The 22,240-nt window shown below is 72.4% G+C and carries 16 protein-coding genes; 11 read left to right on the top strand and 5 right to left on the bottom strand.

Features of this window, described 5'->3' with window-relative positions:
- Positions 1–52: 52 nt before the first annotated feature.
- Positions 53–697, bottom strand: coding sequence for a response regulator (locus tag ACZCLJ_RS19890; RefSeq protein ID WP_463106434.1), 645 nt, complete (start codon positions 695–697; stop codon positions 53–55).
- An 83-nt stretch (positions 698–780) separates the two neighbouring features.
- Positions 781–2,010: a sensor histidine kinase gene (locus ACZCLJ_RS19895; protein WP_463105015.1), complete on the bottom strand. Its 1,230-nt coding sequence runs from the start codon at positions 2,008–2,010 to the stop codon at positions 781–783.
- Positions 2,011–2,195: 185 nt separating this feature from the next.
- Between ACZCLJ_RS19895 and ACZCLJ_RS19900 the strand changes: the two genes are divergently transcribed.
- The 4 genes from ACZCLJ_RS19900 to ligA are packed head-to-tail and all read left to right on the top strand — an operon-like array spanning position 2,196 to position 6,620.
- Positions 2,196–2,612: a hypothetical protein gene (locus ACZCLJ_RS19900; protein WP_463105016.1), complete on the top strand. Its 417-nt coding sequence runs from the start codon at positions 2,196–2,198 to the stop codon at positions 2,610–2,612.
- A complete protein-coding gene (locus ACZCLJ_RS19905; RefSeq protein ID WP_463105017.1) occupies positions 2,609–3,541 on the top strand; it encodes a hypothetical protein in 933 nt (310 codons plus the stop codon). Before ACZCLJ_RS19900 ends, ACZCLJ_RS19905 begins: the two co-directional genes overlap by 4 nt.
- Positions 3,538–4,134: a M15 family metallopeptidase gene (locus tag ACZCLJ_RS19910; protein ID WP_463105018.1), complete on the top strand. Its 597-nt coding sequence runs from the start codon at positions 3,538–3,540 to the stop codon at positions 4,132–4,134. The genes ACZCLJ_RS19905 and ACZCLJ_RS19910 overlap by 4 nt, the downstream gene beginning before the upstream one ends.
- A gap of 44 nt (positions 4,135–4,178) precedes the next feature.
- Positions 4,179–6,620 (top strand): NAD-dependent DNA ligase LigA, encoded by a 2,442-nt coding sequence (ligA, locus tag ACZCLJ_RS19915; RefSeq protein WP_463105019.1) that lies wholly within the window; start codon positions 4,179–4,181, stop codon positions 6,618–6,620.
- A gap of 62 nt (positions 6,621–6,682) precedes the next feature.
- On the opposite strand, the gene ACZCLJ_RS19920 is transcribed toward ligA, so the two are convergent.
- From ACZCLJ_RS19920 to ACZCLJ_RS19930, 3 genes are all read right to left on the bottom strand, one after another.
- The gene (locus tag ACZCLJ_RS19920; protein ID WP_463105020.1) at positions 6,683–7,591 is read right to left on the bottom strand and encodes a dihydrodipicolinate synthase family protein; all 909 of its coding nucleotides are present in this window, start codon (positions 7,589–7,591) and stop codon (positions 6,683–6,685) included.
- A gap of 16 nt (positions 7,592–7,607) precedes the next feature.
- Complete coding sequence (locus ACZCLJ_RS19925) at positions 7,608–8,273, bottom strand: ThuA domain-containing protein (protein WP_251151833.1); 666 nt, start codon at positions 8,271–8,273, stop codon at positions 7,608–7,610.
- A gap of 74 nt (positions 8,274–8,347) precedes the next feature.
- Positions 8,348–9,529, bottom strand: coding sequence for an ROK family protein (locus ACZCLJ_RS19930; protein ID WP_435736556.1), 1,182 nt, complete (start codon positions 9,527–9,529; stop codon positions 8,348–8,350).
- 386 nt (positions 9,530–9,915) lie between these two features.
- Between ACZCLJ_RS19930 and ACZCLJ_RS19935 the strand changes: the two genes are divergently transcribed.
- The 7 genes from ACZCLJ_RS19935 (at position 9,916) to ACZCLJ_RS19965 (ending at position 22,168) form a co-directional block, all read left to right on the top strand.
- On the top strand, positions 9,916–11,436 hold the full coding sequence (locus ACZCLJ_RS19935; protein WP_251151831.1) for a sugar ABC transporter ATP-binding protein: 1,521 nt from the start codon (positions 9,916–9,918) through the stop codon (positions 11,434–11,436).
- Positions 11,433–12,464: an ABC transporter permease gene (locus ACZCLJ_RS19940; protein WP_463105021.1), complete on the top strand. Its 1,032-nt coding sequence runs from the start codon at positions 11,433–11,435 to the stop codon at positions 12,462–12,464. Before ACZCLJ_RS19935 ends, ACZCLJ_RS19940 begins: the two co-directional genes overlap by 4 nt.
- A gap of 92 nt (positions 12,465–12,556) precedes the next feature.
- Positions 12,557–13,624 (top strand): substrate-binding domain-containing protein, encoded by a 1,068-nt coding sequence (locus tag ACZCLJ_RS19945; RefSeq protein ID WP_463105022.1) that lies wholly within the window; start codon positions 12,557–12,559, stop codon positions 13,622–13,624.
- Positions 13,625–13,718: 94 nt separating this feature from the next.
- A complete protein-coding gene (locus ACZCLJ_RS19950) occupies positions 13,719–14,891 on the top strand; it encodes a Gfo/Idh/MocA family protein (RefSeq protein ID WP_463105023.1) in 1,173 nt (390 codons plus the stop codon).
- 260 nt (positions 14,892–15,151) lie between these two features.
- Positions 15,152–20,164 (top strand): ThuA domain-containing protein, encoded by a 5,013-nt coding sequence (locus ACZCLJ_RS19955; protein ID WP_463105024.1) that lies wholly within the window; start codon positions 15,152–15,154, stop codon positions 20,162–20,164.
- A 287-nt stretch (positions 20,165–20,451) separates the two neighbouring features.
- Positions 20,452–21,129 carry a hypothetical protein gene (locus ACZCLJ_RS19960; RefSeq protein ID WP_463105025.1) on the top strand — a complete coding sequence of 226 codons (678 nt, stop codon included), beginning with the start codon at positions 20,452–20,454 and terminating at the stop codon, positions 21,127–21,129.
- A gap of 37 nt (positions 21,130–21,166) precedes the next feature.
- Entirely contained in the window at positions 21,167–22,168 is a 1,002-nt protein-coding gene (locus ACZCLJ_RS19965) for a sugar phosphate isomerase/epimerase family protein (RefSeq protein WP_251151825.1), read from the top strand.
- The last annotated feature ends 72 nt before the right edge of the window (positions 22,169–22,240 follow it).

The following is a 22,240-nucleotide window of genomic DNA, read 5'->3' on the forward strand; positions in this document are numbered from 1 at the left end:
CGACGACGCGCGTCCCCTCGCGTCGCCGGGCACGGTCGTGCCCGGCGCTGGCTCAGGCGCCGTCGCCCGGGCGGACGAGCCCTGCCTCGTACGCGAGGACGACGAGCTGCACGCGGTTCGTCAGCGCGACCTTGGTGAGCAGCGAGCGCACGTGGCTCTTCACCGTCGCCTCGGTGAGGTGCAGCTCGGCACCGATCTCGCGGTTCGACAGCCCGCGCGCGACCGCGAGCAGGACCTCGCGCTCGCGCGGCGTCACGGCGTCGAGCCCGTCCCTCGCGCCCGCACGGTCCCCGGCCCCGCCGCCCGCGAGCGGCGAGTGCCGCGCGAGCTCGACGTACGTCGAGATGATCCGTCCCGTCACCGCCGGGTCGAGGAGCGAGTCGCCCGCGCGGACGCGGTGCACCGCGTCGACGAGGCTCTGCGGGTCCGCGTCCTTGAGCAGGAACCCCGCAGCCCCGGCGCGCAGCGCCCCGTAGACGTACTCGTCGTCGTCGAACGTCGTGAGGACGAGCGTGCGCACGCCGGCCAGGTCGGGGTCGGCGGCGATGCGCGCCGTCGCTCCGATCCCGTCGAGGCGCGGCATGCGCACGTCCATGAGCACGACGTCGGGCCGCACCGCCCGCGCCATCGCCACCGCGGTCTCCCCGTCACCCGCCTCGCCGACCACGGTGACGTCCGGCTCGTTGTCGAGGATCATGCGCAGCCCGAGACGGATCGTCGCCTGGTCGTCGGCGACGACGACGCGCACGGGGTCGACCGGCCCGCCCGGGGCCGCGCTGCTCACCGCACGTCCCGGGGGAGGGTCGCCTCGACGAGCCAGCCGCCCCGCCCGTCCGGCCCCGCGCCGAGGTGCCCACCGGCCGCGGCCGCGCGCTCGCGCATCGAGGACAGGCCGAAGCCGGTGCGACCCGACGGGTCGTCGGGGAGCGGGGGACCGGCGTCGTGGACGCGCACCCCGAGACGGGTGCCGGTGGTGGTCACCGTCACGGTGACGTCGGGGGCGAGGGAGTGCAGCAGCACGTTGGTCAGGGCCTCCTGGGTGATGCGGACGACGGCGAGACCCGTCTCGGCGCTCGTCGTCGGCCACGGGTCGGGCAGGGTCAGGGAGACGTCCCGCCCCGCGTCGGTGAGCCGGCGCGCCGCGGCGCGCAGCTGGTCGGCGGTGTCGTCGTCGGTCCCCGGGGTGGGGGCGAGCGTCGCGACGCCGCCGTCGAGGGCGTCCTCCCGGCGCAGGACGTGCACGACGGACCGCATCGACGTCAGCGCACGCTTGCCCTCGTCGGTGATCCAGCGCACCGCCTCGTGCGGGGCCTCCGGCTGGTTCGCCGCGACCCGGTCCGCGGCCTGCGCGCGCACGACGATCGCGGACACGTGGTGCGCGACGACGTCGTGCAGCTCGCGCGCGATACGGGTGCGTTCCGCGAGCACCGCCCGCTCGGCGAGCTCGGCCTGCAGCGCCTGGAGCTCGGCGTTGCGCTCGCGCAGGGTCTCGGACGTCACGGCCAGGCGGTGGAAGAACACCCCGGCGGCCACCGCGCCGAGCACGAGCGCGAGCGCGACGAGGACGTCCGACGGCGACCGCCCGATCTCGAGGTCCTGGGGGTAGAAGGCCGAGGGCGGGAAGGTGAGGACCGGACGGCTGAAGAGGAGCAGGGAGAACGCGGAGAGGCCTCCCGCGACCGCGGCGAGCGGCCAGGGCACGGCCCCGGAGCGCGTCGCCGCGAAGCCGGCGATCATCAGCGGGAGCAGCTCGAACGGAGTCTGCATGATCCAGGGCAGGGCGAGCGGGTAGAGCATCACCGTGGTCCAGAAGAGCAGGCCGGGCGTCACGCGCCGCAACGCGAGCGTCAGGACGATCCAGAGCCCGGCCACGCGGTACGAGCCAGGGTTCCGCGGGTACCAGTAGTCCCCGTTCTCCATGACCGTGATGACGGCGAACCACGCGGCGCCCGCCGCGAGGGCGACCAGGAGGTCCTGTGCCCAGACAGGCACGCGGGGGGCGGACGGCACGGGCCCACGGTAGCGGCCGGGCCGCGCACGGCGGGACAGACCCCGGGCGGGCGTCGCCCGCCCGCGCCTCAGCCCCAGGGCTGAGGCTCGGGGCCGGTGCCACGCCCTCGGTCGAGGGTCGCGACCGGCCCTCGGGCCGATGCCCGCGCGCCTGCGCACCCGGCAGTGTCTGGGTCATGCGGAGAATGCCCGAACCGGTCCTCGCCCGGACCGTCACGTACGGCGTCGTCGGCCTGCTGCTCGCCACGGCCGCGGCGGGGGTCGAGGCGTGGCCCCTCACGTCGTACCGCCTGTTCAGCGAGGTGCGCACCGGCGCACGCACGAGCCTCGAGCTGTCCGCGGACGGCGCGGACGGCACCGTGCTCCTGCGGCCCGGCACCGGGAACCCCGTGCTCGCCGCGACGACGCACCGCTACGCCGACCTCACGTCCACCCCGCCCGCCGAGCGGGAGGCGATGGTCCGGGCGTGGCTCGGCGTCGCGGGTACCCGGCCCGGCCACGTCACGTCGGTCCGTCTCGAGCGCGTGCGGCGCACGCTGGACCCCACGTCGCTCGACTGGACCGAGGTCGCGCGCGAGCCGGTCCTCGAGGTGCGGCCGTGAGCGCGCGAGGGACGCGCGTGCCGGAGCCGGGCGTCGTCGCCCGGTCGTCCCGCCCGCACGTGCTCCGCGCCGTGCGCGGCGTCGACCGCCGGCTCGTCGCGCCCGTGCCCTGGTACCGGCTCGTCGAGGTCCACTCGCTCGTCGCGACGGTCGTCGGGGTCCGGCTCGCGGTGCACGACTGGACCCTCGTGGCCCAGCGCCCTGCGGTGCTCACCGGCGGCCCGACGATCCTCGGCTGGCTGCCGGTCGAGCCCTCGGTCGCGGCCCTGCTCGCCGTCCAGGTCCTCGGGATCCTCGGCGTCGCGCTCGTGCTCGCGGGCATCCGGGCACGAGTCGGCTTCGCCGTCGCCTGGACCGCCTACCTCGTGCTGACCGCGCTGTGGGGGAGCTCGGGGAAGGTGATGCACACCGACGTCCTCACGGTGACGGTCGGGTTCGTCCTGCTCTTCGCGGCACCGCCCGCTCGCGGGACCGCGCACGGCGAGGAACCGGCGCGGACCGGGTGGACGGTGCGTGCGGCGCTCGCGGTCGTGGCGTGCGTCTACTTCCTCACCGGGGCGCAGAAGCTCGTGCACAGCGGGCCGTCGTGGGCGCTGGGGGACTCCATGGCCTGGATCCTGCGGCAGGGTGCCTCGCCGTTCGGCGACGGGCTGACGCGTGTGGTCGCCGACCAGCCGCTGCTCACGCGTGCGCTCGCCACGGGCGCGCTGCTGCTCGAGCTCACCGCACCTGTGTGGCTCGCCGTGCGGCTCACCCGGATCCCGTTCGTCCTCGCGGTGGCGACGATGCACGCGAGCATCTGGGTGTTCCTCGGCCTCGACTACTCGGCCTGGGTCCTCACCGTCGCGGCCGTCGCCGTGCCGCTCGGGCTCGCCCCGGGTCGGCGACTCCTGCCCCGCTCGAGCCCGACCGCAGGAGTCCGACGATGACGCTGCGGGACGCGCCGACGCCGCCCCACCCGGTCCGGACCAGGTCGGTCACCACCAGGGTCGGGCGACGGCGACGCGTCGGGCGCCGGGTCTACGTCGGCGCCGTCGTCGCGGGCCTGGCCGCGTCCGCGGTCGCCGTCGTCCAGCTGGTCTCCGCACCGACGGACCACGTCGCGGGCTCGGTGACCCGCCAGACCGACGCGGCACCGGTCACGGCGGTGGGGCTCGACCCCGGGCTGCAGCAGCGGTTCGACGACGCCCGGGCCGCCGCTGCCGCCGAGGGTGTCGAGCTGTGGATCACCTCGGGGTGGCGTACCGCGGACGAGCAGCAGCAGCTCGTCGACGACGCGGTCGAGCGCTACGGGTCCGTCGAGGAGGCGCGGCGGTGGGTCCTGCCGCCCGAGTCGTCGGAGCACGTCGCCGGTACCGCGATCGACGTCGGTCCGACCGAGGGCGCGTACTGGCTCCAGCAGCACGGCGCGGACTTCGGGCTGTGCCAGACCTACGCCAACGAGGTGTGGCACTACGAGGCCGCGACGGAGCCCGGTGGCGCGTGCCCGCAGATGCACGACGACGCGTCGCACGGCTGGTGACGGCGTGACGCGAACGTGTCGGCGGTTCGCGCGATGATGTGCGGGTGACCGAGAGCACCGAGGCGACCGACCGACCGAGCGGCGACCCCACCGGGTCCCGCGCCGACGTCCCCGAGGCCGGTTCCGCGGCCGAGCTCGACGAGGCGGCGGCGCAGCGCCGCTGGTCCGAGCTCGTCGCGCAGGTCGAGGCGGACCAGCGCGCGTACTACGAGGAGGACCAGCCGGTCTCCTCGGACGCCGAGTACGACGCACGGATGCACGAGCTCCAGGCGCTCGAGGCCGCCCACCCCGCCCTCGTGACCCCCGAGTCGCCGACGCAGCGCGTCGGCGGCCGCGCGGCCGCAGGGTTCGCGACGGTCGAGCACCTCGAGCGCATGCTCTCCCTCGACAACGCGTTCAGCGAGGAGGACCTCGCGGCCTGGGCCGCGCGCGTGCACCGCGACCTCGGCGTGCCGGCAGACGCCGGCGTCGAGTACCTGTGCGAGGTGAAGATCGACGGGCTCGCGATCGCGCTGCTCTACGAGAAGGGCCGGCTCGTGCGGGCGGCCACGCGCGGCGACGGCCGCGCCGGCGAGGACGTGACCGCGAACGTCCGGACGATCGGTTCGATCCCCCAGCAGCTCGCCGGAGACCCCGCGACGCACCCCGACGTGATCGAGGTGCGCGGCGAGGTGTTCATGGGTGTCGCGGACTTCGCCGCCCTCAACGAGGGGCTCGTCGCCTCCGGGCAGGCGCCGTACGCCAACCCGCGCAACACCGCGGCCGGGTCGCTGCGGCAGAAGGACCCCGCCGTCACCGCGAGCCGCAACCTGCAGATGTACGCGCACGGCGTGGGTGCGCTGCAGTGGGAGGAGGGCCAGCAGGCCGACCTCGAGCGGCAGTCCGCCGCGTACGCGCTGTTCGAGCAGTGGGGCGTGCCCGTCTCGCCGCACACCCGGGTGGTCGCCGGCCTCGACGAGGTGATGGAACGGATCGCGTACTTCGGCGAGCACCGGCACGACATCGAGCACGAGCTCGACGGGATCGTCGTCAAGGTCGACGAGCTCGCGCTCCAGCGTCGCCTCGGCGCCACGAGCCGGGCGCCCCGCTGGGCCATCGCGTACAAGTACCCGCCCGAGGAGGTCAACACGCGCCTCCTCGCGATCCAGGTCGGTGTCGGCCGCACCGGGCGCGCCACGCCGTACGCCGTCATGGAGCCGGTCAAGGTCGCGGGCTCGACCGTCCGTCAGGCCACGCTGCACAACCAGGACGTCGTGCGGGCCAAGGGCGTCCGCATCGGCGACATGGTCGTGCTGCGCAAGGCCGGCGACGTCATCCCCGAGATCCTCGGCCCCGTCGCGGCGCTCGCGGACGACGGGTACCCGCGCGAGGACTTCGTCATGCCGACGGACTGCCCCGAGTGCGGGACGCCCCTGCGTCCCATGAAGGAGGGCGACGTCGACCTGCGCTGCCCCAACGCCGAGTCGTGCCCCGCGCAGGTCCGGGGGCGGGTCGAGCACATCGGGTCGCGCGGGGGCCTCGACATCGAGGTGCTCGGAGAGGTCACCGCTGCCGCGCTCACCCAGCCGTTCGAACCCGCGGAGCCGCCGCTGCGCACGGAGAAGGACCTGTTCGGGCTCACCGTCGAGCAGCTCGCCCCGATCCGCGTCGTCGTCCGGGACCCGGAGACCGGGCTGCCGCGCCCGAGCGACGGGCGGGGGGAGTCCGCGGAGGTGACCATGTCGGACGGTTCGACGATGAGCGCCAAGGTCGCCCGGCCCTTCCAGAAGGTCGTCAGCCGTACCTACCCGCCGGGGTACGAGGACGCGACGACCGCCGAGCGCCGGGCGGCCGGCGTCCGGAAGGACTTCCCGGTCTACGGGCCCTCCACGACGGCGGAGACGCTCGTCGCGGAGCTGCGACGTGCGAAGACCAAGGACCTGTGGCGGATCCTCGTGAGCCTCAACATCCGCCACGTCGGCCCCGTCGCCGCCAGGGCGCTCGCGGACTGGTTCGGGTCGCTCGCCGCGATCCGGTCGGCGTCGCGCGAGCAGCTCGCCGCGGTCGAGGGTGTCGGCCCGGTCATCGCCGACGAGGTGATCGCGTGGTTCGAGGTCGACTGGCACGAGGAGATCGTGCGTACCTGGGAGGCCGACGGCGTCCGGTTCGCGATCCCGGACCATCCCGGACCGGGCAAGGCGGAGGCGCCGTCAGGCCCGCTCGACGGCTTGACGGTCGTGGTGACCGGCGGGCTCGAGGGGTTCAGCCGCGACGGCGCGAAGGAGGCGGTCGTCGCCGCTGGCGGCAAGTCCGCCGGTTCGGTCTCGAAGCGGACGGACTACGTCGTCGTCGGGGAGAACGCGGGGTCCAAGGAGACCAAGGCTCGCGACCTCGGTCTGCCGATCCTCGACGAGGCCGGCTTCGTCGCGCTCCTCGAGGGCGGACCGGACGCCGTCGCGCACCTCGTCGGAGCCGGGCAGGAGCTCGCGGACGACGTGGACGTCTGAGCCGTCCTCTCGGTGGACGGTCGGCGTGCTCGCGCGCCGCGTCGTGCCGGCCGGTCAGGCCGTCACGCAGGTCGACGGGCGACGACCTCGGCGAGCCGCCGACGCCCGTCGTCGTCCACCGGGAGCGACGGTCCGCGCGGGGGAGCGGTCGGGGTGCCGAGCAGGTTCGCGAGCGCGTGGAACCCGCTCACCGGCCGCAGCCCGGCGAGCACCCCGGTCAGGTCGCGCAACCAGGCCGCGGTGTCCGGGTCGGGCACGCCGCCGTCGACCCGCGCACGGCGCAGTGCGACGTACTCCCGGGGGACGAGGCCCGCCAGACCGGTGTGCCAGGCGTCCGCGGCCTCGGCGTCCGTGACGAGCGAGGGGTCGCCGCTGAGACCGACGCTCACGCCCAGGCCGTCGACCGCGGACCGGAGAGCGGCGACGCGACCGCCCGGTCGCGAGGGCAGCGACGCCGGATCCTTGACCGCGGTCACCGTCGTCGTCCGCGCGAGGTGCGCGAGCGTCGTCGGCGTCACGTCGTAGGAGGTCTGCACGCTCCTGTTGTAGTAGCAGACCGGCAGGTCGACGGCGTCCGCGACGGCGTCGAAGATCGCCACGACCTCGTCCTCGACGAGAGGCAGGTACGAGAACGGCGCCAGCACGAGCCCGTCCGCTCCGCCGTCCCGCGCGGCACGCGCCCGCGCGACGACCTCGCGCGTCGACGTGCCGCCCACCGCGACGTGCACCGGCACCCGCCGGGCAGCGGCCCCTGTCGTGGCCGCTGCCGCCGTGACCGCGGCGTGCACGACGGCGCCTCGCTCCGCCGCGTCGAACGTCACCCCCGCGCCGGACGACGCGAGGACGACCAGGCCGTCGACCCCCTCGTGGACCGCGTCGTGCACGAGGTGGCCGAGCGCGTCGAGGTGCGGGACGTCGTCGGGCGTGAGGGGCGTGACGAGGTAGGCGAGCAGGCCGCGGAAGGACGTCACGCGGCGGGCTGGGACGTCAGCGGCTCGCCCAGAGGATGCCGCGCTCCACGATCGTGCGGACGGCGGGGACCTCGAGGTCGGCGAGCTGGTGGCCGGCGGTGGAGACGAAGACCCTGCCCTCACCCCACTGCCGCGTCCACACGGCGGGGCAGACGACGGGCTCGTGCCAGGGGTCGCCGGCCTGCGGGTGGATCGTGGTGGTCGCGAGCACGTCGTTGTAGGAGTCGGTGAGCACCCAGTACTGCTCGGAGCGCAGCGCGATCGTGCCGAGGCCCGAGACGATGTCGTGGTCGGCCCGCTCGGGCACCACGTCGATCGTGTGGTCGACGAGGTCGTGCGCGTGGGCGGCGAACTGCCCGCCGACCATCTGCAGGTAGTCGGTCGCGAGGCGGAACGAGTCGATGATGCCGCCGTGCCAGCCGGCGAAGCCCGTGCCGTTCGCGACGGCGGTGCGCAGGCCACGCATCTCGTCCGGGAGGATCTCGCCCATCGTCCAGCACTGGACGACGAGGTCGAGGTCGGTCATGAACTGCGTGTCCGCGTAGGCCTCGAGGGAGCCCTCGAGCGTGACGTCGAAGCCTGACGCCTCCAGGAACGGGACGAACAGCTCCGCCGCCTCCTCGGGCGCGTGCCCGGGCCAACCGCCTCGGACCACGAGCGCCCGACGGTTCCGCTCGGTCATGAGTCCTCCTCGTGCATCGTCACACTCGTCGTCTCGGCGGTCGCCCACGTCGGCACCGGCCGACGACCGACGCCTCAGCCGACGAGCGCGTCGATCGCTGCGGGAGAGAGTACGTGATCGACCGCCATGGCGCTGGCACCGAGCACCCCGGCCTGGCCCCGGGCCTGCGACGTGACGATCCGCAGGTGCTGCGTCGCCAGGGGCAGCGACCGCTGGTAGACGATCTCCCGGATGCCGGCGATGAGGTGCTCTCCGGCCTCGGCGACGATGCCGCCGATGACGATGAGGGAGGGGTTGAGCAGGCTCACGCACGCCGCGAGCACGGAGCCGATGTCGCGTCCGGCCTGGCGCACCGCCTGGCTCGCGGTGAGGTCGCCCGCGCGGACCAGCGCCACGACGTCGGCGCTGGTGCGGGCGTCGAGCCCGGCGGCCGTGAGGATGCTCGCGACGGACTGCCCGCTGGCGACGGCCTCGAGGCACCCGACGTTGCCGCACCGGCACGGCACGTCGGCGGCGCTGGGCACCGCGACGTGCCCGATGTCGCCGGCCGCTCCCTGGGCGCCTCGTCGCAGCTCGCCGTCGGCGATGATGCCCGAGCCGATGCCCGTGGCGACCTTGACGAAGAGCATGTCCGTGACGTCCGGCCAGGCCGTCCGGTGCTCACCGAGGGCCATGATGTTCACGTCGTTGTCGACGAGCACCGACGCGTCGAAGCGCTTCGCCAGGATGCCCGGTACGTCCACGTCGTCCCAGGAGGGCATGATCGGCGGGTTGATCGGCCGGCCCGTGGAGTGCTCGACCGGGCCGGGGAGGCCCACGCCGACGCTCACGAGGTCGTCGATGCTGCGACCGGTCGTCGCGACGAGCTTCTCGCCCGTCTCGGCGACCCAGGACAGCACGACGTCCGGTCCGTCCGCGATCGCGAGGGCGGCGTCGGTCTCCGCGAGGACGTTGGACGCGAGGTCCGTCACGGCGAGTCGTGCGTGGGTCGCGCCGAGGTCGACGGCCAGCACGATGCGCGCGCCCGGGTTGAAAGCGAAGGTCACGGGCGGGCGCCCGCCGGTCGAGCTCGCCTCGCCGGCGGGGGCGATGAGGCCCGAGGACATGAGGAGGTCGATCCGCGCCGCGATCGTCGACCGTGCCTGACCGGTGATCGACGCGAGGTCCGCACGCGTGCGCGGCTGGCCGTCCCGGAGCAGCTGGAACATGTCTCCGGCGCCAGTCGGACGCGGTGCGAACTTCAGGAGCTCCTCCATGAGCACAGTGAACCACGAAGCCTCTCGACGGCCGCCCCGTATCGACGGCAACTCTGACGTCTTTTGCTTGACGATCGACAAAAGATACCCTACCGTCCTGCAGTACGGCGACAGCGAGGTCGCCGCGCTCCTGGCGGAAGGTTCGAACCGCCCCGAGGCCACGCCGATGCTCCGCGACCCGTCACGAGAGGCACGAGCGCCTCTCCCTCTCAGCTCCTGTCCCACGGCCCCGTCGATGCGGCGTCCGGTCGCAGCGGTCGCCGCAGGCGCCAGTTCTGCAGCAGGCCGCGCGTCGAGGCACTTTTGACGGTAACGGTCCGGTAACGCGGGTGAAAGTCCACGACTTATGATTGACGCTCGTCAAAAGATGCCCTAGGTTCAGGCACATGGTCAGAGCAGACCCCCACCAGCCGTTCCTGCAGATGCAGGGCATCGTCAAGGTCTTCCCCGGAGCGCGAGCGCTCGACGGGGTGGACCTCGAGATCCTCCCCGGTGAGGTCCACTGCCTTCTCGGTCAGAACGGCGCCGGCAAGTCCACGCTCATCAAGGTGCTCGCCGGCGCCCACCAGCCGACCGAAGGGCAGATCCTCCTCGACGGGGAGCCCATCAACATCTCCGACCCGGTCGCCGCGCTGCGGCACGGGGTCGCGACGATGTACCAGGAGCTCGACGTCGTCGACGGCCTGACCGTCGCCGAGAACGTCTACCTCGGTCACGAGCTGTCCACGATGGGGTTCTCCCAGCGCCGCGAGGCGGTGCGCAGCACGCGGGAGATCCTCAAGCGGCTCGGCCACTCGGAGATCTCGCCGAGCAAGGAGGTCGGGAACCTCTCGGCCGCCGGGAAGCAGATCGTCTCGATGGCGCGGGCCCTGTCGCACGACGCGCGCGTCATCGTCATGGACGAGCCGTCGGCGGTCCTGGACTCCGAGGAGGTCGGCAACCTCTTCCGCGTCGTCAAGGAGCTCACGGCCGCAGGTGTCGCCGTCGTCTACATCTCGCACCGGCTCGAGGAGATCCGAGAGATCGGCGACCGCATCACCGTCCTCAAGGACGGGCGCACCGTGGCCCAGAACCTCCCGGTCTCCGAGACGCCGACGGTCAAGCTCATCACCCTCATGACGGGCCGGTCCGTCGAGTACGTGTTCCCGGACGCCACCGAGCTGCCCGACGGCGCCCCCGTCGTCCTGGACGTCGCGGGCCTGTCCCTGCGCGGCACGTTCGCCGACGTGAGCATGCAGGTCCGTGCCGGGGAGATCGTCGGGCTCGCGGGCCTCGTCGGCTCGGGACGGTCGGAGATCCTCGAGACCGTCTACGGGGCGCGCCGCGCGACCGCCGGCCGCGTCGAGGTCGACGGGCGCCGGCTGCGCGTCGGTTCGGTCGCCTCGGCCGTGGACGCGGGGATCGGTCTCGCGCCCGAGGAGCGCAAGAGCCAGGGGCTCCTCCTCGACGAGCCGGTCTACCGCAACGTCACGCTCTCGACCTTCTCCCGGTTCGCCAAGGGAGGCTTCCTCGACGAGCGGGCCGAGCGCCGCGCGGCGAAGGAGCAGGCCGACTCGCTCGAGCTGCGCCCCACCGGCGTGGACCGCCCCATCCGCACGCTCTCGGGCGGGAACCAGCAGAAGGCGATGCTCGCCCGGTGGCTCGTCCACGGGTGCCGCGTCCTGCTCCTCGACGAGCCCACGCGCGGCGTGGACGTCGGGGCGCGCGCGGAGATCTACGCCCTGATCCGCCGCCTCGCCGACGAGGGCGCTGCCGTCGTCGTCGTCTCGAGCGAGATCCCCGAAGTCCTGGGTCTGGCGGACCGCGTCCTCGTCATCTCCGAGGGTCGCGTGGTGCACGAAGGACCCACCGCATCGATCGACGAGCACCAGGTGCTCGACATGGTCATGGAAGGAAGTGTCGCGTGAGCGAGCAAAGGGTGTCGGCGTCGACGCCGAACGCGGACGAGTCAGCCCGCGTCGAGAAGCAGGACGCGGCGAGCGGCTCGCGTCGCAGCGGCCTCCTGTCAGGAGCAGCGGGACGCAACGTGGGTCTGGTCGTGGCCCTGCTCCTCCTGTGCGTCGTGGGCTTCGCGACGGCGGGAGAGCGCTTCGCGAGCGTCAGCAACCTCATGACCATCCTCAGCCTGGGCTCCGTCCTCGGGGTGGTGAGCATCGGGATGACGTTCGTCATCACGACGGGCGGGATCGACCTGTCGGTGGGTTCCGTGCTCGGTCTCGCCTCGGTCTGGGCGACGACCCTCGCGACCCAGTCGTACGGCTGGCCCGTCATGCTCGTGTGCGCGGTCGCCGTCGGCCTCTGCGCCGGCCTCATCAACGGCGTGATCATCGCGTACGGCAGGGTCGTGGCGTTCATCGCGACGCTCGCGATGCTCGTCGCCGCACGCGGGCTCGCCGAGCTCATCGCGCAGCGGCGCACGCAGATCGTGGACGTCCAGGAGTTCAACGACGTCTTCAAGGGCAACCTCATCGGCGTCCCGAAGATCGTCTGGATCTTCGCGCTCGTCGCCGTGCTCGGCTGGTTCCTCTTCAACCGCACGACGTTCGGCCGTCGTACCGTCGCGGTCGGCGGCAACCCCGAGGCCGCGCGCCTCGCGGGCATCAAGGTCAAGCGTCACCTCATGTACGTGTACGCGCTGTCGGGGCTCACGGCGGGCATCGCCGCGGTGATGATCCTCGCTCGCACGAGCGCCGGCGCCTCGACCAACGGTCTGCTCCTCGAGCTCGACGCCATCGCCGCGGTGGTCGTCGGCGGCACGCTCCTCGTGGGCGGCCGCGGCACGATCGTCGGCACGGTCCTGGGCGTCCTCATCTTCACGACGCTCACCAACGTCTTCATCCTCAACGACGTCGACAGCTCGGTCCAGCAGATCGTCAAGGGGGCCATCATCGTCGGCGCGGTCCTGCTCCAGCAGCGCCTCGTCCGCCGGACATGACGCCCCGGCGTCGTCGTCGCACCACCCACCCCGTCCTCAAGCACCACCCCCGTAGTCCCCGCTCCCAGCAGGACAGCATCGAAGGAGATCCCATGTCCGCACGCACCACCCTCCGTCGCCGCATCACGATCGCGACGGTCTCCGCCGCGTCGATCGCGCTGATCGCCACGGCATGCACCTCGAACACCCCGGCCGACGAGGACACGGCGGACGGTGACGGCGGGGGCGGCACCAACCAGGCCGTCTCCGACAACGACGCCGCGGGCGAGGAGGTCGTCATCGGCTTCTCGGCCCCTGCCGCCGACCACGGCTGGATGGGTGCCATCACGGCGGCCGCCCGGGCCGAGGCGGAGAACTACGAGGACGTCGAGCTCCGCGTCGCCGAGGGCACGAACGACGTCAACGTGCAGATCAGCCAGATCGAGGGCTTCATCAACGACGGCGTCGACGCGATCGTGCTCCTGCCGTTCGACGGCGCGGCGCTCACCGACGTCGCGACACAGGCGATGGAGGCCGGGATCCCGGTCATCAACGTCGACCGCGAATTCTCGAGCCCGTTCGCCGCGCGCTCCACGGTCCTCGGCGACAACTACGGCATGGGCGTGTCCGCCGGCACCTACATCTGCGAGCAGCTCGGCGACAACCCTGACGCCGTCGTGGCCGAGATCCAGGGCATCGCGTCGCTCCCGCTCACCCAGGACCGCAGCCAGGGCTTCGCGGACGCGCTGTCCGACTGCGGTCTCGAGGTCTCGACGCAGGTCCAGGGCGACTTCACCGTCCAGGGCGGCGAGGCGGCGACGGCCAACCTGCTGCAGGCCGAGCCGGAGATCGACGCCATCTGGAACCACGACGACGACCAGGGCGTCGGCGTGCTCTCGGCCATCGAGAACGCGGGCCGCGACGAGTTCTTCATGGTCGGCGGCGCCGGTTCGCAGCAGGTCATGGAGCACATCGAGGCCGGCGACTCGGTCATCCAGGCGACGGTCGTCTACCCGTCGACGCAGGCCGCGGACGGCATCAAGCTCGCCCGTCTCGTCGCGCACGAGAAGAACATGAGCGACCTCGCGTCGTCCGGCGTGCCGCGCACCGTGCAGCTCTTCGCCCCGGTCGTCACCTCGGACAACGTCGAGCAGTACCTGCCGACCGCGTTCGAGTCCTGAGACCCGAGCCAGAACAGCAGCACGCGGACCGTGCCCACGGTCCGCCCGGGTGAGAGCCCGGCCGGACCGTGGGCGCGCGCACGAAAGGAACGTCATGACACACAGCAACGGCGCGCAGCTCGGCGTCGGCATGGTCGGGTACTCGTTCATGGGGGCAGCGCACTCGCAGGCATGGCGTACCGCCCCCCGGTTCTTCGACCTCCCCCTCGAGCCGCGCATGCGCGTGCTCGGCGGGCGCAACCCGGAGGCGGTCAAGACCGCCGCGGAGCGTCTCGGGTGGGAGTCCACGGAGACGAGCTGGCAGTCCCTCGTCGCACGGGACGACGTCGACCTCGTCGACGTGTGCACCCCCGGCGACACCCACGCGGAGATCGCGATCGCCGCGCTCGAGGCCGGCAAGCACGTGCTGTGCGAGAAGCCGCTCGCCAACACGGTCGCCGAGGCGGAGCAGATGGTCGCCGCGGCGGAGGCGGCCGCCTCGCGCGGCCAGGTCGCGATGGTCGGCTTCACCTACCGTCGTGTCCCGGCGATCCAGCTCGCGCGCCGGCTCGTCACCGACGGCCGGATCGGGACCGTCCGCCACGTGCGGGCCCAGTACCTGCAGGACTGGATCGCCGACGAGGACGCCCCGCTCTCGTGGCGTCTCGACAAGACCAAGGCCGGCAGCGGTGCGCTGGGCGACATCGGCGCGCACGTCATCGACCTCGCGCAGTTCATCACGGGCGAGCGCGTGACGAGCGTGTCGGGTCTGCTCGAGACCTTCGTGACCGAGCGTCCCGTCGCCACGGAGTTCACCGGTCTCACCGGGCAGGGCGGCGCCGAGCGGGGCCCGGTCACGGTCGACGACGCCGCGATCTTCCTCGCGCGACTCTCCGGGGGTGGGATCGGGACCTTCGAGGCGACCCGGTTCGCCTACGGGCGCAAGAACGCGATCCGCCTCGAGATCAACGGCTCCCAGGGATCGCTCGCGTTCGACTTCGAGGACATGAACGTCCTGCACTTCTTCGACGCGGCCGAGGACGCCGTGACGGCGGGCTTCCGGCGCATCGTCGTCACGGAGCCCGAGCACGCGTACGTCGCGAACTGGTGGCCCGCGGGTCACGGCCTCGGGTATGAGCACGCGTTCACCCACCAGGTGGTCGACCTCGTCGAGGCGATCGCGTCGGGCACGCAGCCGTCGCCGACGTTCGCGGACGGTCTCGCGGTCCAGCGCGTGCTCGACGCGGTGGAGCGCAGCGCGGCGTCCGGAAGCTGGGTCGAGCCCTGACCGGGCGATGACCCGAGCGGGCCCGACGCCCCGGCGTCGGGCCTGCGCTCGGAACCACTGGAACCACCGGCGCTGCCGGACCCGCGACGGTGCGGGCCGGCGGACCGGTCGGACGAGAGGAGGTCGCAGGCCGCGACGCAGCGGCCGACGACCGGCGGGCCGACACGGCCCGCCGACGGTCCCGGGACTCGGCAGGCAGGCCGACGACGCCGCCCCGGGCGGAGCGCAGCACTGTTCCCCCATCTCGACGAGGAGACCTTGTGAGAAACGTGCTTGGAGGATCGCGCGCCCGGAGGCGCACGGTCGCGGCGGTCGCCGCGGCAGCGGTCGCTCTGCCCTTGACCCTGGCGACGGCGACGTCCGCCACGGCAGCCCTTCCCTCCACGAGCCCGATCGCGACAGCACCCGTGGCCGCGGCCGCGGAGACCGTCCCGTTCGACGTGCTCGTCTTCAGCAAGACCGCCGGGTTCCGCCACGGGTCGATCCCCGCGGGGATCGCGGCGATCCAGCAGCTCGGTACCGATAACGGTTTCGAGGTGACGGCCACGGAGGACGCGGGGGCGTTCACCGACGAGAACCTCGCGCAGTACGAGGCCGTGGTGTGGCTCTCCACGACCGGCGACGTGCTGAACGACGACCAGCAGGCGGCGTTCGAGCGCTACGTCCAGTCCGGCGGCGGGTACGCGGGCATCCACGCGGCGTCCGACACCGAGTACGACTGGCCGTGGTACGGCGAGCTCGTCGGCGCCTACTTCAGCGCGCACCCGCAGAACCAGGACGCGACCATCAAGGTCGAGGACCACGTCCACGAGTCCACGGCGCACCTCCCGGCGCGCTGGGACCGCTTCGACGAGTGGTACAACTTCCGGACCAACCCGCGCGACACGGTGCACGTGCTCGCGAGCCTCGACGAGACCACCTACTCCGCGGGCTCCGGCGCGATGGGCGCCGAGCACCCCACGGCGTGGTGCCAGGTCTACGACGGCGGCCGCTCCTGGTACACCGGCGGCGGCCACACGGACGAGTCGTACGCGGAGCCGGAGTTCCTCCAGCACCTGCTGGGCGGCATCCAGACCGCGGCGGGCGTCGTGCCCTCGGACTGCAACGCCACGCAGTCCGACAGCTACGAGATGGTGCCGCTCGACGAGAACACCGCGAACCCGATGATGCTCGACGTCGCCCCCGACGGGACGGTTTTCTACGTCGAGCGCGACGGGCGCGTGCGTGTCATCGACCCGGCGACGAACCAGACGACCACCGCCGCGACGCTGTCGGTCACGCAGGCCAACGAGGACGGTCTCACGGGCGTCGTGCTCGACCCCGACTTCGCCGAGAACGGCTGGGTCTACCTCTTCTGGTCGCCCCAGGACGTCGGGACCGACGGTCCGCACAACAGGGTCTCGCGGTTCGACTACGACGCCGCGGCGCGGACGATCTCGCTCGCGTCGGAGGAGAAGGTCCTCGTCATCCCGACCCAGCGCGAGACGTGCTGCCACGCGGGCGGCGACATGGTCTTCGACGCCGAGGGCAACCTCTTCGTCGTCACCGGTGACAACACCAACCCGTTCGAGTCGGGCGGCTTCGCGCCGATCGACGAGCGCGCGGGGCGGCAGAACTACGACTCGCAGCGCACGTCGGCCAACACGAACGACCTGCGCGGCAAGGTCCTGCGGATCCACCCGGAGGACGACGGCACGTACACGATCCCCGAGGGGAACATGTTCGCGCCGGGCACCGCGCAGACGAAGCCCGAGGTCTTCGCGATGGGCTTCCGCAACCCGTTCCGCATCGGCGTCGACCCCTCGACGGGCAACGTGCTCGTCGGGGACTACGGTCCTGACGCGGGCAGCGCCAGCGCGACGCGTGGCCCGGCAGGCACGGTCGAGTGGAACGTCGTGAGCGACCCGGGGTTCTACGGCTGGCCGTACTGCACCGGCGCGAACAACGACTACGTCGACTACAACTTCGCCACGGGGCAGTCCGGCGCGGCCTTCGACTGCGCCGCGGGCGTGGTGAACAACTCTCCCAACAACACGGGTCTGCAGCAGCTGCCCGGGGCGATCGAGGCCGAGGTCTGGTACGGCTACCAGACGAACCCGCTCTTCCCGGAGATCGGCGGCGGCGGTGCGCCCATGGGCGGACCGGTGTACGACTACGACCCCGAGCTCGACTCGGACGTCAAGTGGCCGGAGTACTGGGACGGCAAGGCACTGTTCGGCGAGTGGAACCAGGGCAGGCTCTACTCGTTCCAGCTCGACGGCGAGCAGCGTGACGACCTCGTCGACATCAACCGGGTCCTGCCGGGGGTCTTCGACCCGTCGGCCGGCTTCGACCGTCCGATGGACTTCGACTTCGGGCCCGACGGCGCGCTGTACGTCATCGACTGGGGCTCCGGCTTCGGCGGGAACAACGACTCCAGCGGCGTCTACAAGGTCAACTACGTCCAGGGCGACCCCGCCCCGATCGCCCGCGCGAGCGCGGACGTGACGAGCGGCGCCGCGCCGCTGACGGTGCAGTTCTCCTCGGAGGGCACCCGTCACCCGGCGGGCGACCCGCTCACGCTCCAGTGGACCTTCGGCGACGGCTCGGAGCCGTCCACCGAGGCGAACCCCGTGCACACGTACACGGAGAACGGCAGCTACACCGCCCAGCTGGTCGCGACGGACGAGAACGGCGCGACCGGCGTCGCGAACGTGACGATCGTCGTCGGCAACGAGGCACCGACCGTCTCCATCACGTTCCCGGAGAACGGCGGCTTCTTCGAGTGGGGTGACCAGGTGAGGTACGAGATCGCCGTGGACGACCCCGACGGGGAGGTCACGTGCGAGAACGTCACGCTGTTCACGTCGCTCGGCCACGACTCGCACGCTCACCCGATGGAGGAGCTCACGGGCTGCGAGGGCACGCTCCAGACGGCGCGCGACGAGGGCCACGGCATCGAGTCGAACATCTTCTGGGTGGTCGAGGCGATGTACACCGACGACGGTGGTGCCGTGGGCGTCCCGCTGACGGCGAACGACCTGCAGATCCTCCAGCCGAAGCTGCTCCAGTCGGAGTTCTTCACGTCGACCGGTCGTCTCGAGGGCTCGACGAGCGCCGGCGACCCCGGCGTGCAGACCGAGACCACGGGCGACATCGCGGGCGGTGGACTCAACATCGGGTTCATCGAGACGGACGACTGGTGGGCGCACGAGCCGATCTCCCTGGCGAACGTCGACTCGATCACGCTGCGTGCGGCGTCGGAGCCCGGCGGGAGCGTCTCGCTGCGCTGGGACGACCCGGAGGGGCCGGAGATCGGCAGCCTCACGGTTCCTGCCGGTGCCTGGCAGACCTACTCGGACATCACGGCCGAGCTGCACGACGTCCCGGAGGGCAGCGGCACGCTGTACTTCGTCCAGACGTCCGGCCAGTCGAACGTCAACTGGATGGTCGTCAACGGTCGCGGCGTCACGGACAACGTCCGTCCGTCGATCGACACGTTCGAGGTCACGCCGACCTCGGGCACCGCACCGCTGACCGTCACGGCGACGGCGACGGCCACCGACCCGGAGGCCGAGGCGGTCACGTTCGCCTGGGACGCCGGCCTCGGTGACGGCTTCGTCGACGGGACGGGCTCGTTCGAGGTCACGTACGACGAGCCGGGCGAGTACCGGCTCCAGGTCCGTGCCACGGACGAGCGCGGCGCGTACTCGGTCGAGTACACGACCGTGACGGTGGAGGCCGAGCAGACCGACCCGGGGATGTGCTTCTCGGGCCGCTCGGACGACTTCCTCGGCGCGGAGCTCGACGAGGACCGCTGGACGGTCCTGAACCGCGACCAGAACCTGGCGGTCGCGGACGGTCAGCTCGTGGTGCCCACCACGGCGACCGACTTCTACGGCACGAACAACACGACGGTGCCCAACCTGGTGCTCCAGGACCTGCCGGACGGGCCGTTCACGGCCACGGCCAAGCTGACGCTGCCGGCACGCCAGCAGTACCAGCAGGCGGGTCTCGTCATCTGGGAGGACCAGGACAACTACGCGAAGATGGTGATCCAGGGACGCTCGGCCGCGGCCGACCCGGCGACGCGCATCTTCCAGTTCATCCGGGAGGAGAACGCCGCTCCCAACGAGGTCGGGGAGTCCAACTCTGCCGCTCTCGGCGCGGCGTTCCCCGACACGGTCTACGTGCGCTTCGTCAGCGACGGAGCGTCTCTCCAGGCGGCGTACTCGGCCGACGGCACCACCTTCACGACGATGCCGCAGACCAAGTCGATCGCCGACCTCGAGAACGCGCAGATCGGCCTCGTGTCGCTCAAGGGCAACGGGACGGCGTCGCCGATCCTGGACGCCCAGTTCGACTGGTTCCACATCACGCCCGACGACACGGCGTCCGCCCCCGGGCCGGACGACGAGTTCGACGGTGACGCGCTCGACGCGTGCCGCTGGACGGTCGTGAACGAGGACCCGACGGGCTACCGCGTGGCGGACGGCTCGCTGCAGATCGACACGACCCCGACCGACATCTACGGGACGGACAACCGCCCCGTGCCGAACCTGGTGCTGCAGGACCAGCCGGGTGAGGAGTGGACGGTCGAGACCGTGGTCGACGGCTCGGCGCTGGACCGTCAGTACCAGCAGGGCGGCCTGCTGGTCTACGGCGACGACGACAACTACGTCAAGCTCGACTACGTCGTCGACAACACGGCGGGCCAGGCCAAGAACGCCCGGATCGAGCTGCGCAGCGAGGTCGGCGGCGTGGTGCAGAACCCGCAGCCCCAGACGGGGAGCCTCACGGGTGACGTGTGGCACCTGCGTCTGACCCGCTCCGGTGACACGTTCGCCGGTGCGTACAGCGCGGACGGCACGACGTGGACCACGTTCGACGAGAGCGTGACGAACGCTCCCGCCGCCGGGGCCCAGGTCGGTCTCTTCGCGCTCGGTGCTGCGGCCGACACCGGTGCTCCGGCGTCGTTCGACTACTTCCGGGTGGTCGACGACGAGCCGGCGCCGCTCGCGGTCACCGTGACGGCCGAGCCGCGGTGCATCGCCGGCAAGGTCTTCCTCGCGGTGCGGGCGACGAACGACGACGAGGTGCCGCTCGCGGTGACCCTCGAGACCCCGTACGGGTCGAAGTCGTTCGCCGACGTCGCGCCGGGCAAGGCCGCGTACCAGTCGTTCGCCGCCCGCGCCGTCGCGGTGGACGCCGGGTCCGTCACCGTCACGGCCACCGACGCCGAGGGGAGGACGTTCTCCGAGACGGTGGAGCACGCCGCTCAGAGCTGCTCCTGACAGGTTCCGGCGGGTCGGCGCACGCGCCGACCCGCCGGGCGACGCGCTCGCCGCACGGGCGCACAGGGGTACGGGAGGTCCATCGGCCGGACCGCCCGTACCCTGCCCGCACGACGAGCACGACGGGGACCGTCCGCGGTCCTCGGCCCCGGCGCCCGGGTACCGGGCGCTCCGGCCCGGCGCCGGGGCACCCCCGGGGACCGCACGGTCCCCGTGAGACGACTGACACGACACGACACGTCCGACCGACACGACACGTCCGACCGACACGACGAGGAGACCACCCGATGTCTCGTTCCCCCCGGACCGCCCCGCGGCGGTCGACGGCCCTGACGGCGCCCGTGACCGCGGTCCGCGTGCTGCTGACCGCTGCGCTCGGTGCCGTCCTCGTCTTCGCGGGGCTGACGGCGCCGGCGACGGCGCACGGCGGCGACATCGTCATCTCGCTCGGGACCGACGGCGCGGGCGGGGTCTCGGCGAACCTCACCTACAAGATCGACGGGCACCCGGTCGAAGAGGCGGCCGACGTCTCCGTCACGGCCGAGTCGGACGCGGGGGAGACGGTCGGACCGATCGCGCTGCGCTCCGCCTCCGAAGGGGTCGGCTGGTACGTGTCCGACCCCGGCGTCCTCGCCGAGGGCCACTGGGTGCTCACGGCGACGATGACGGACCCGTCCGAGGCGACCGCGAGCGCCGAGGTCGACGTGGTCCCGCCGGCCGAGCCACCGGCGCCCGCGGAGGGCGACGGGAGCGCCGCGGACGCGGCCGACGGCGACGCCACCGAGGGGTCGACGGCCGGGTCCGACGCGGCCGCCGACCCCGGCGAGGGCGACGGGGCGTCGTCCTCCGGGTCCGGGCCGCTCCTGTGGGTGCTGCTCGCCGCGGCCGTCGTCGCGGTGGGTGCGCTCGGCGTCGTCGTGGCACGTCGACGCGCCCGATCCTTGACCAGCACGTCCACCCGGTGACCCCGGGCCGAACCGAGATCGACGAAGGAGAACGACCATGGCACGACCGATCACCCTCTTCACGGGGCAGTGGGCCGACCTGCCGTTCGAGGAGGTGGCCCGCCTGGCCTCCGGGTGGGGCTACGACGGGCTCGAGATCGCCTGCTGGGGCGACCATCTCGACCCGTGGCGCTGGGACGACGAGGAGTACGTCCAGGGCAAGCTCGACCTGCTGGCGAAGTACGACCTCAAGGTCTACGCCATCTCGAACCACCTCAAGGGACAGGCCGTGTGCGACGACCCGATCGACCAGCGCCACCGCGACATCCTGCCGGACGTCGTCTGGGGCGACGGCGACCCCGAGGGCGTGCGCCAGCGTGCCGCGGAGGAGATGAAGCACACCGCGCGCCTCGCCGCGAAGCTCGGCGTGAAGACTGTCGTCGGGTTCACCGGCTCCGCGATCTGGAAGTACGTCGCGATGTTCCCGCCGGTCTCCCAGGAGGCGATCGACGCCGGCTACCAGGACTTCGCCGACCGCTGGAACCCGATCCTCGACGTGTTCGACGAGGTCGGCGTGCGGTTCGCGCACGAGGTGCACCCGAGCGAGATCGCGTACGACTACTGGACGACCGTGCGCACGCTCGAGGCGATCGGGCACCGCGAGGCCTTCGGCCTCAACTGGGACCCGAGCCACATGGTGTGGCAGGACCTCGACCCGGTCAGCTTCCTGTGGGACTTCAAGGACCGCATCTACCACGTGGACTGCAAGGACACGAAGAAGCGGATGGGCAACGGCCGCAACGGCCGGATGGGCTCGCACCTCGCCTGGGCCGACCCGCGTCGCGGCTGGGACTTCATCTCGACCGGCCACGGGGACGTGCCCTGGGAGGACGCGTTCCGCATGCTCAACACGATCGGCTACGACGGCCCGATCTCCGTCGAGTGGGAGGACGCCGGCATGGACCGCCTGATCGGCGCCCCCGAGGCCCTCGAGTTCGTCAAGAAGTACGCGTTCGACGCGCCCGACGCCGCGTTCGACGCCGCGTTCTCGACGAAGTAGCGCCTGCCGCCGCACGGCTCCCGGGTCCTGCGCCCGGGGCACGACGTCCGATGCGCCACCGCCTCCGTCCGC

This window comes from Cellulosimicrobium sp. So1_17 (genome assembly GCF_055181235.1).

What these genes read in the sequence shown, in the direction of transcription:
- ACZCLJ_RS19960 (WP_463105025.1), top strand. Translation starts at nt 20,452, where the DNA reads ATGTCTCGTTCCCCCCGGACCGCCCCGCGGCGGTCGACGGCCCTGACG.
- ACZCLJ_RS19930 (WP_435736556.1), bottom strand. Translation starts at nt 9,529, where the DNA reads ATGGAGGAGCTCCTGAAGTTCGCACCGCGTCCGACTGGCGCCGGAGAC.
- ACZCLJ_RS19935 (WP_251151831.1), top strand. Translation starts at nt 9,916, where the DNA reads ATGGTCAGAGCAGACCCCCACCAGCCGTTCCTGCAGATGCAGGGCATC.
- ACZCLJ_RS19925 (WP_251151833.1), bottom strand. Translation starts at nt 8,273, where the DNA reads ATGACCGAGCGGAACCGTCGGGCGCTCGTGGTCCGAGGCGGTTGGCCC.
- ACZCLJ_RS19910 (WP_463105018.1), top strand. Translation starts at nt 3,538, where the DNA reads ATGACGCTGCGGGACGCGCCGACGCCGCCCCACCCGGTCCGGACCAGG.
- ACZCLJ_RS19890 (WP_463106434.1), bottom strand. Translation starts at nt 697, where the DNA reads ATGATCCTCGACAACGAGCCGGACGTCACCGTGGTCGGCGAGGCGGGT.
- ACZCLJ_RS19900 (WP_463105016.1), top strand. Translation starts at nt 2,196, where the DNA reads ATGCCCGAACCGGTCCTCGCCCGGACCGTCACGTACGGCGTCGTCGGC.
- ACZCLJ_RS19950 (WP_463105023.1), top strand. Translation starts at nt 13,719, where the DNA reads ATGACACACAGCAACGGCGCGCAGCTCGGCGTCGGCATGGTCGGGTAC.
- ACZCLJ_RS19945 (WP_463105022.1), top strand. Translation starts at nt 12,557, where the DNA reads ATGTCCGCACGCACCACCCTCCGTCGCCGCATCACGATCGCGACGGTC.
- ACZCLJ_RS19965 (WP_251151825.1), top strand. Translation starts at nt 21,167, where the DNA reads ATGGCACGACCGATCACCCTCTTCACGGGGCAGTGGGCCGACCTGCCG.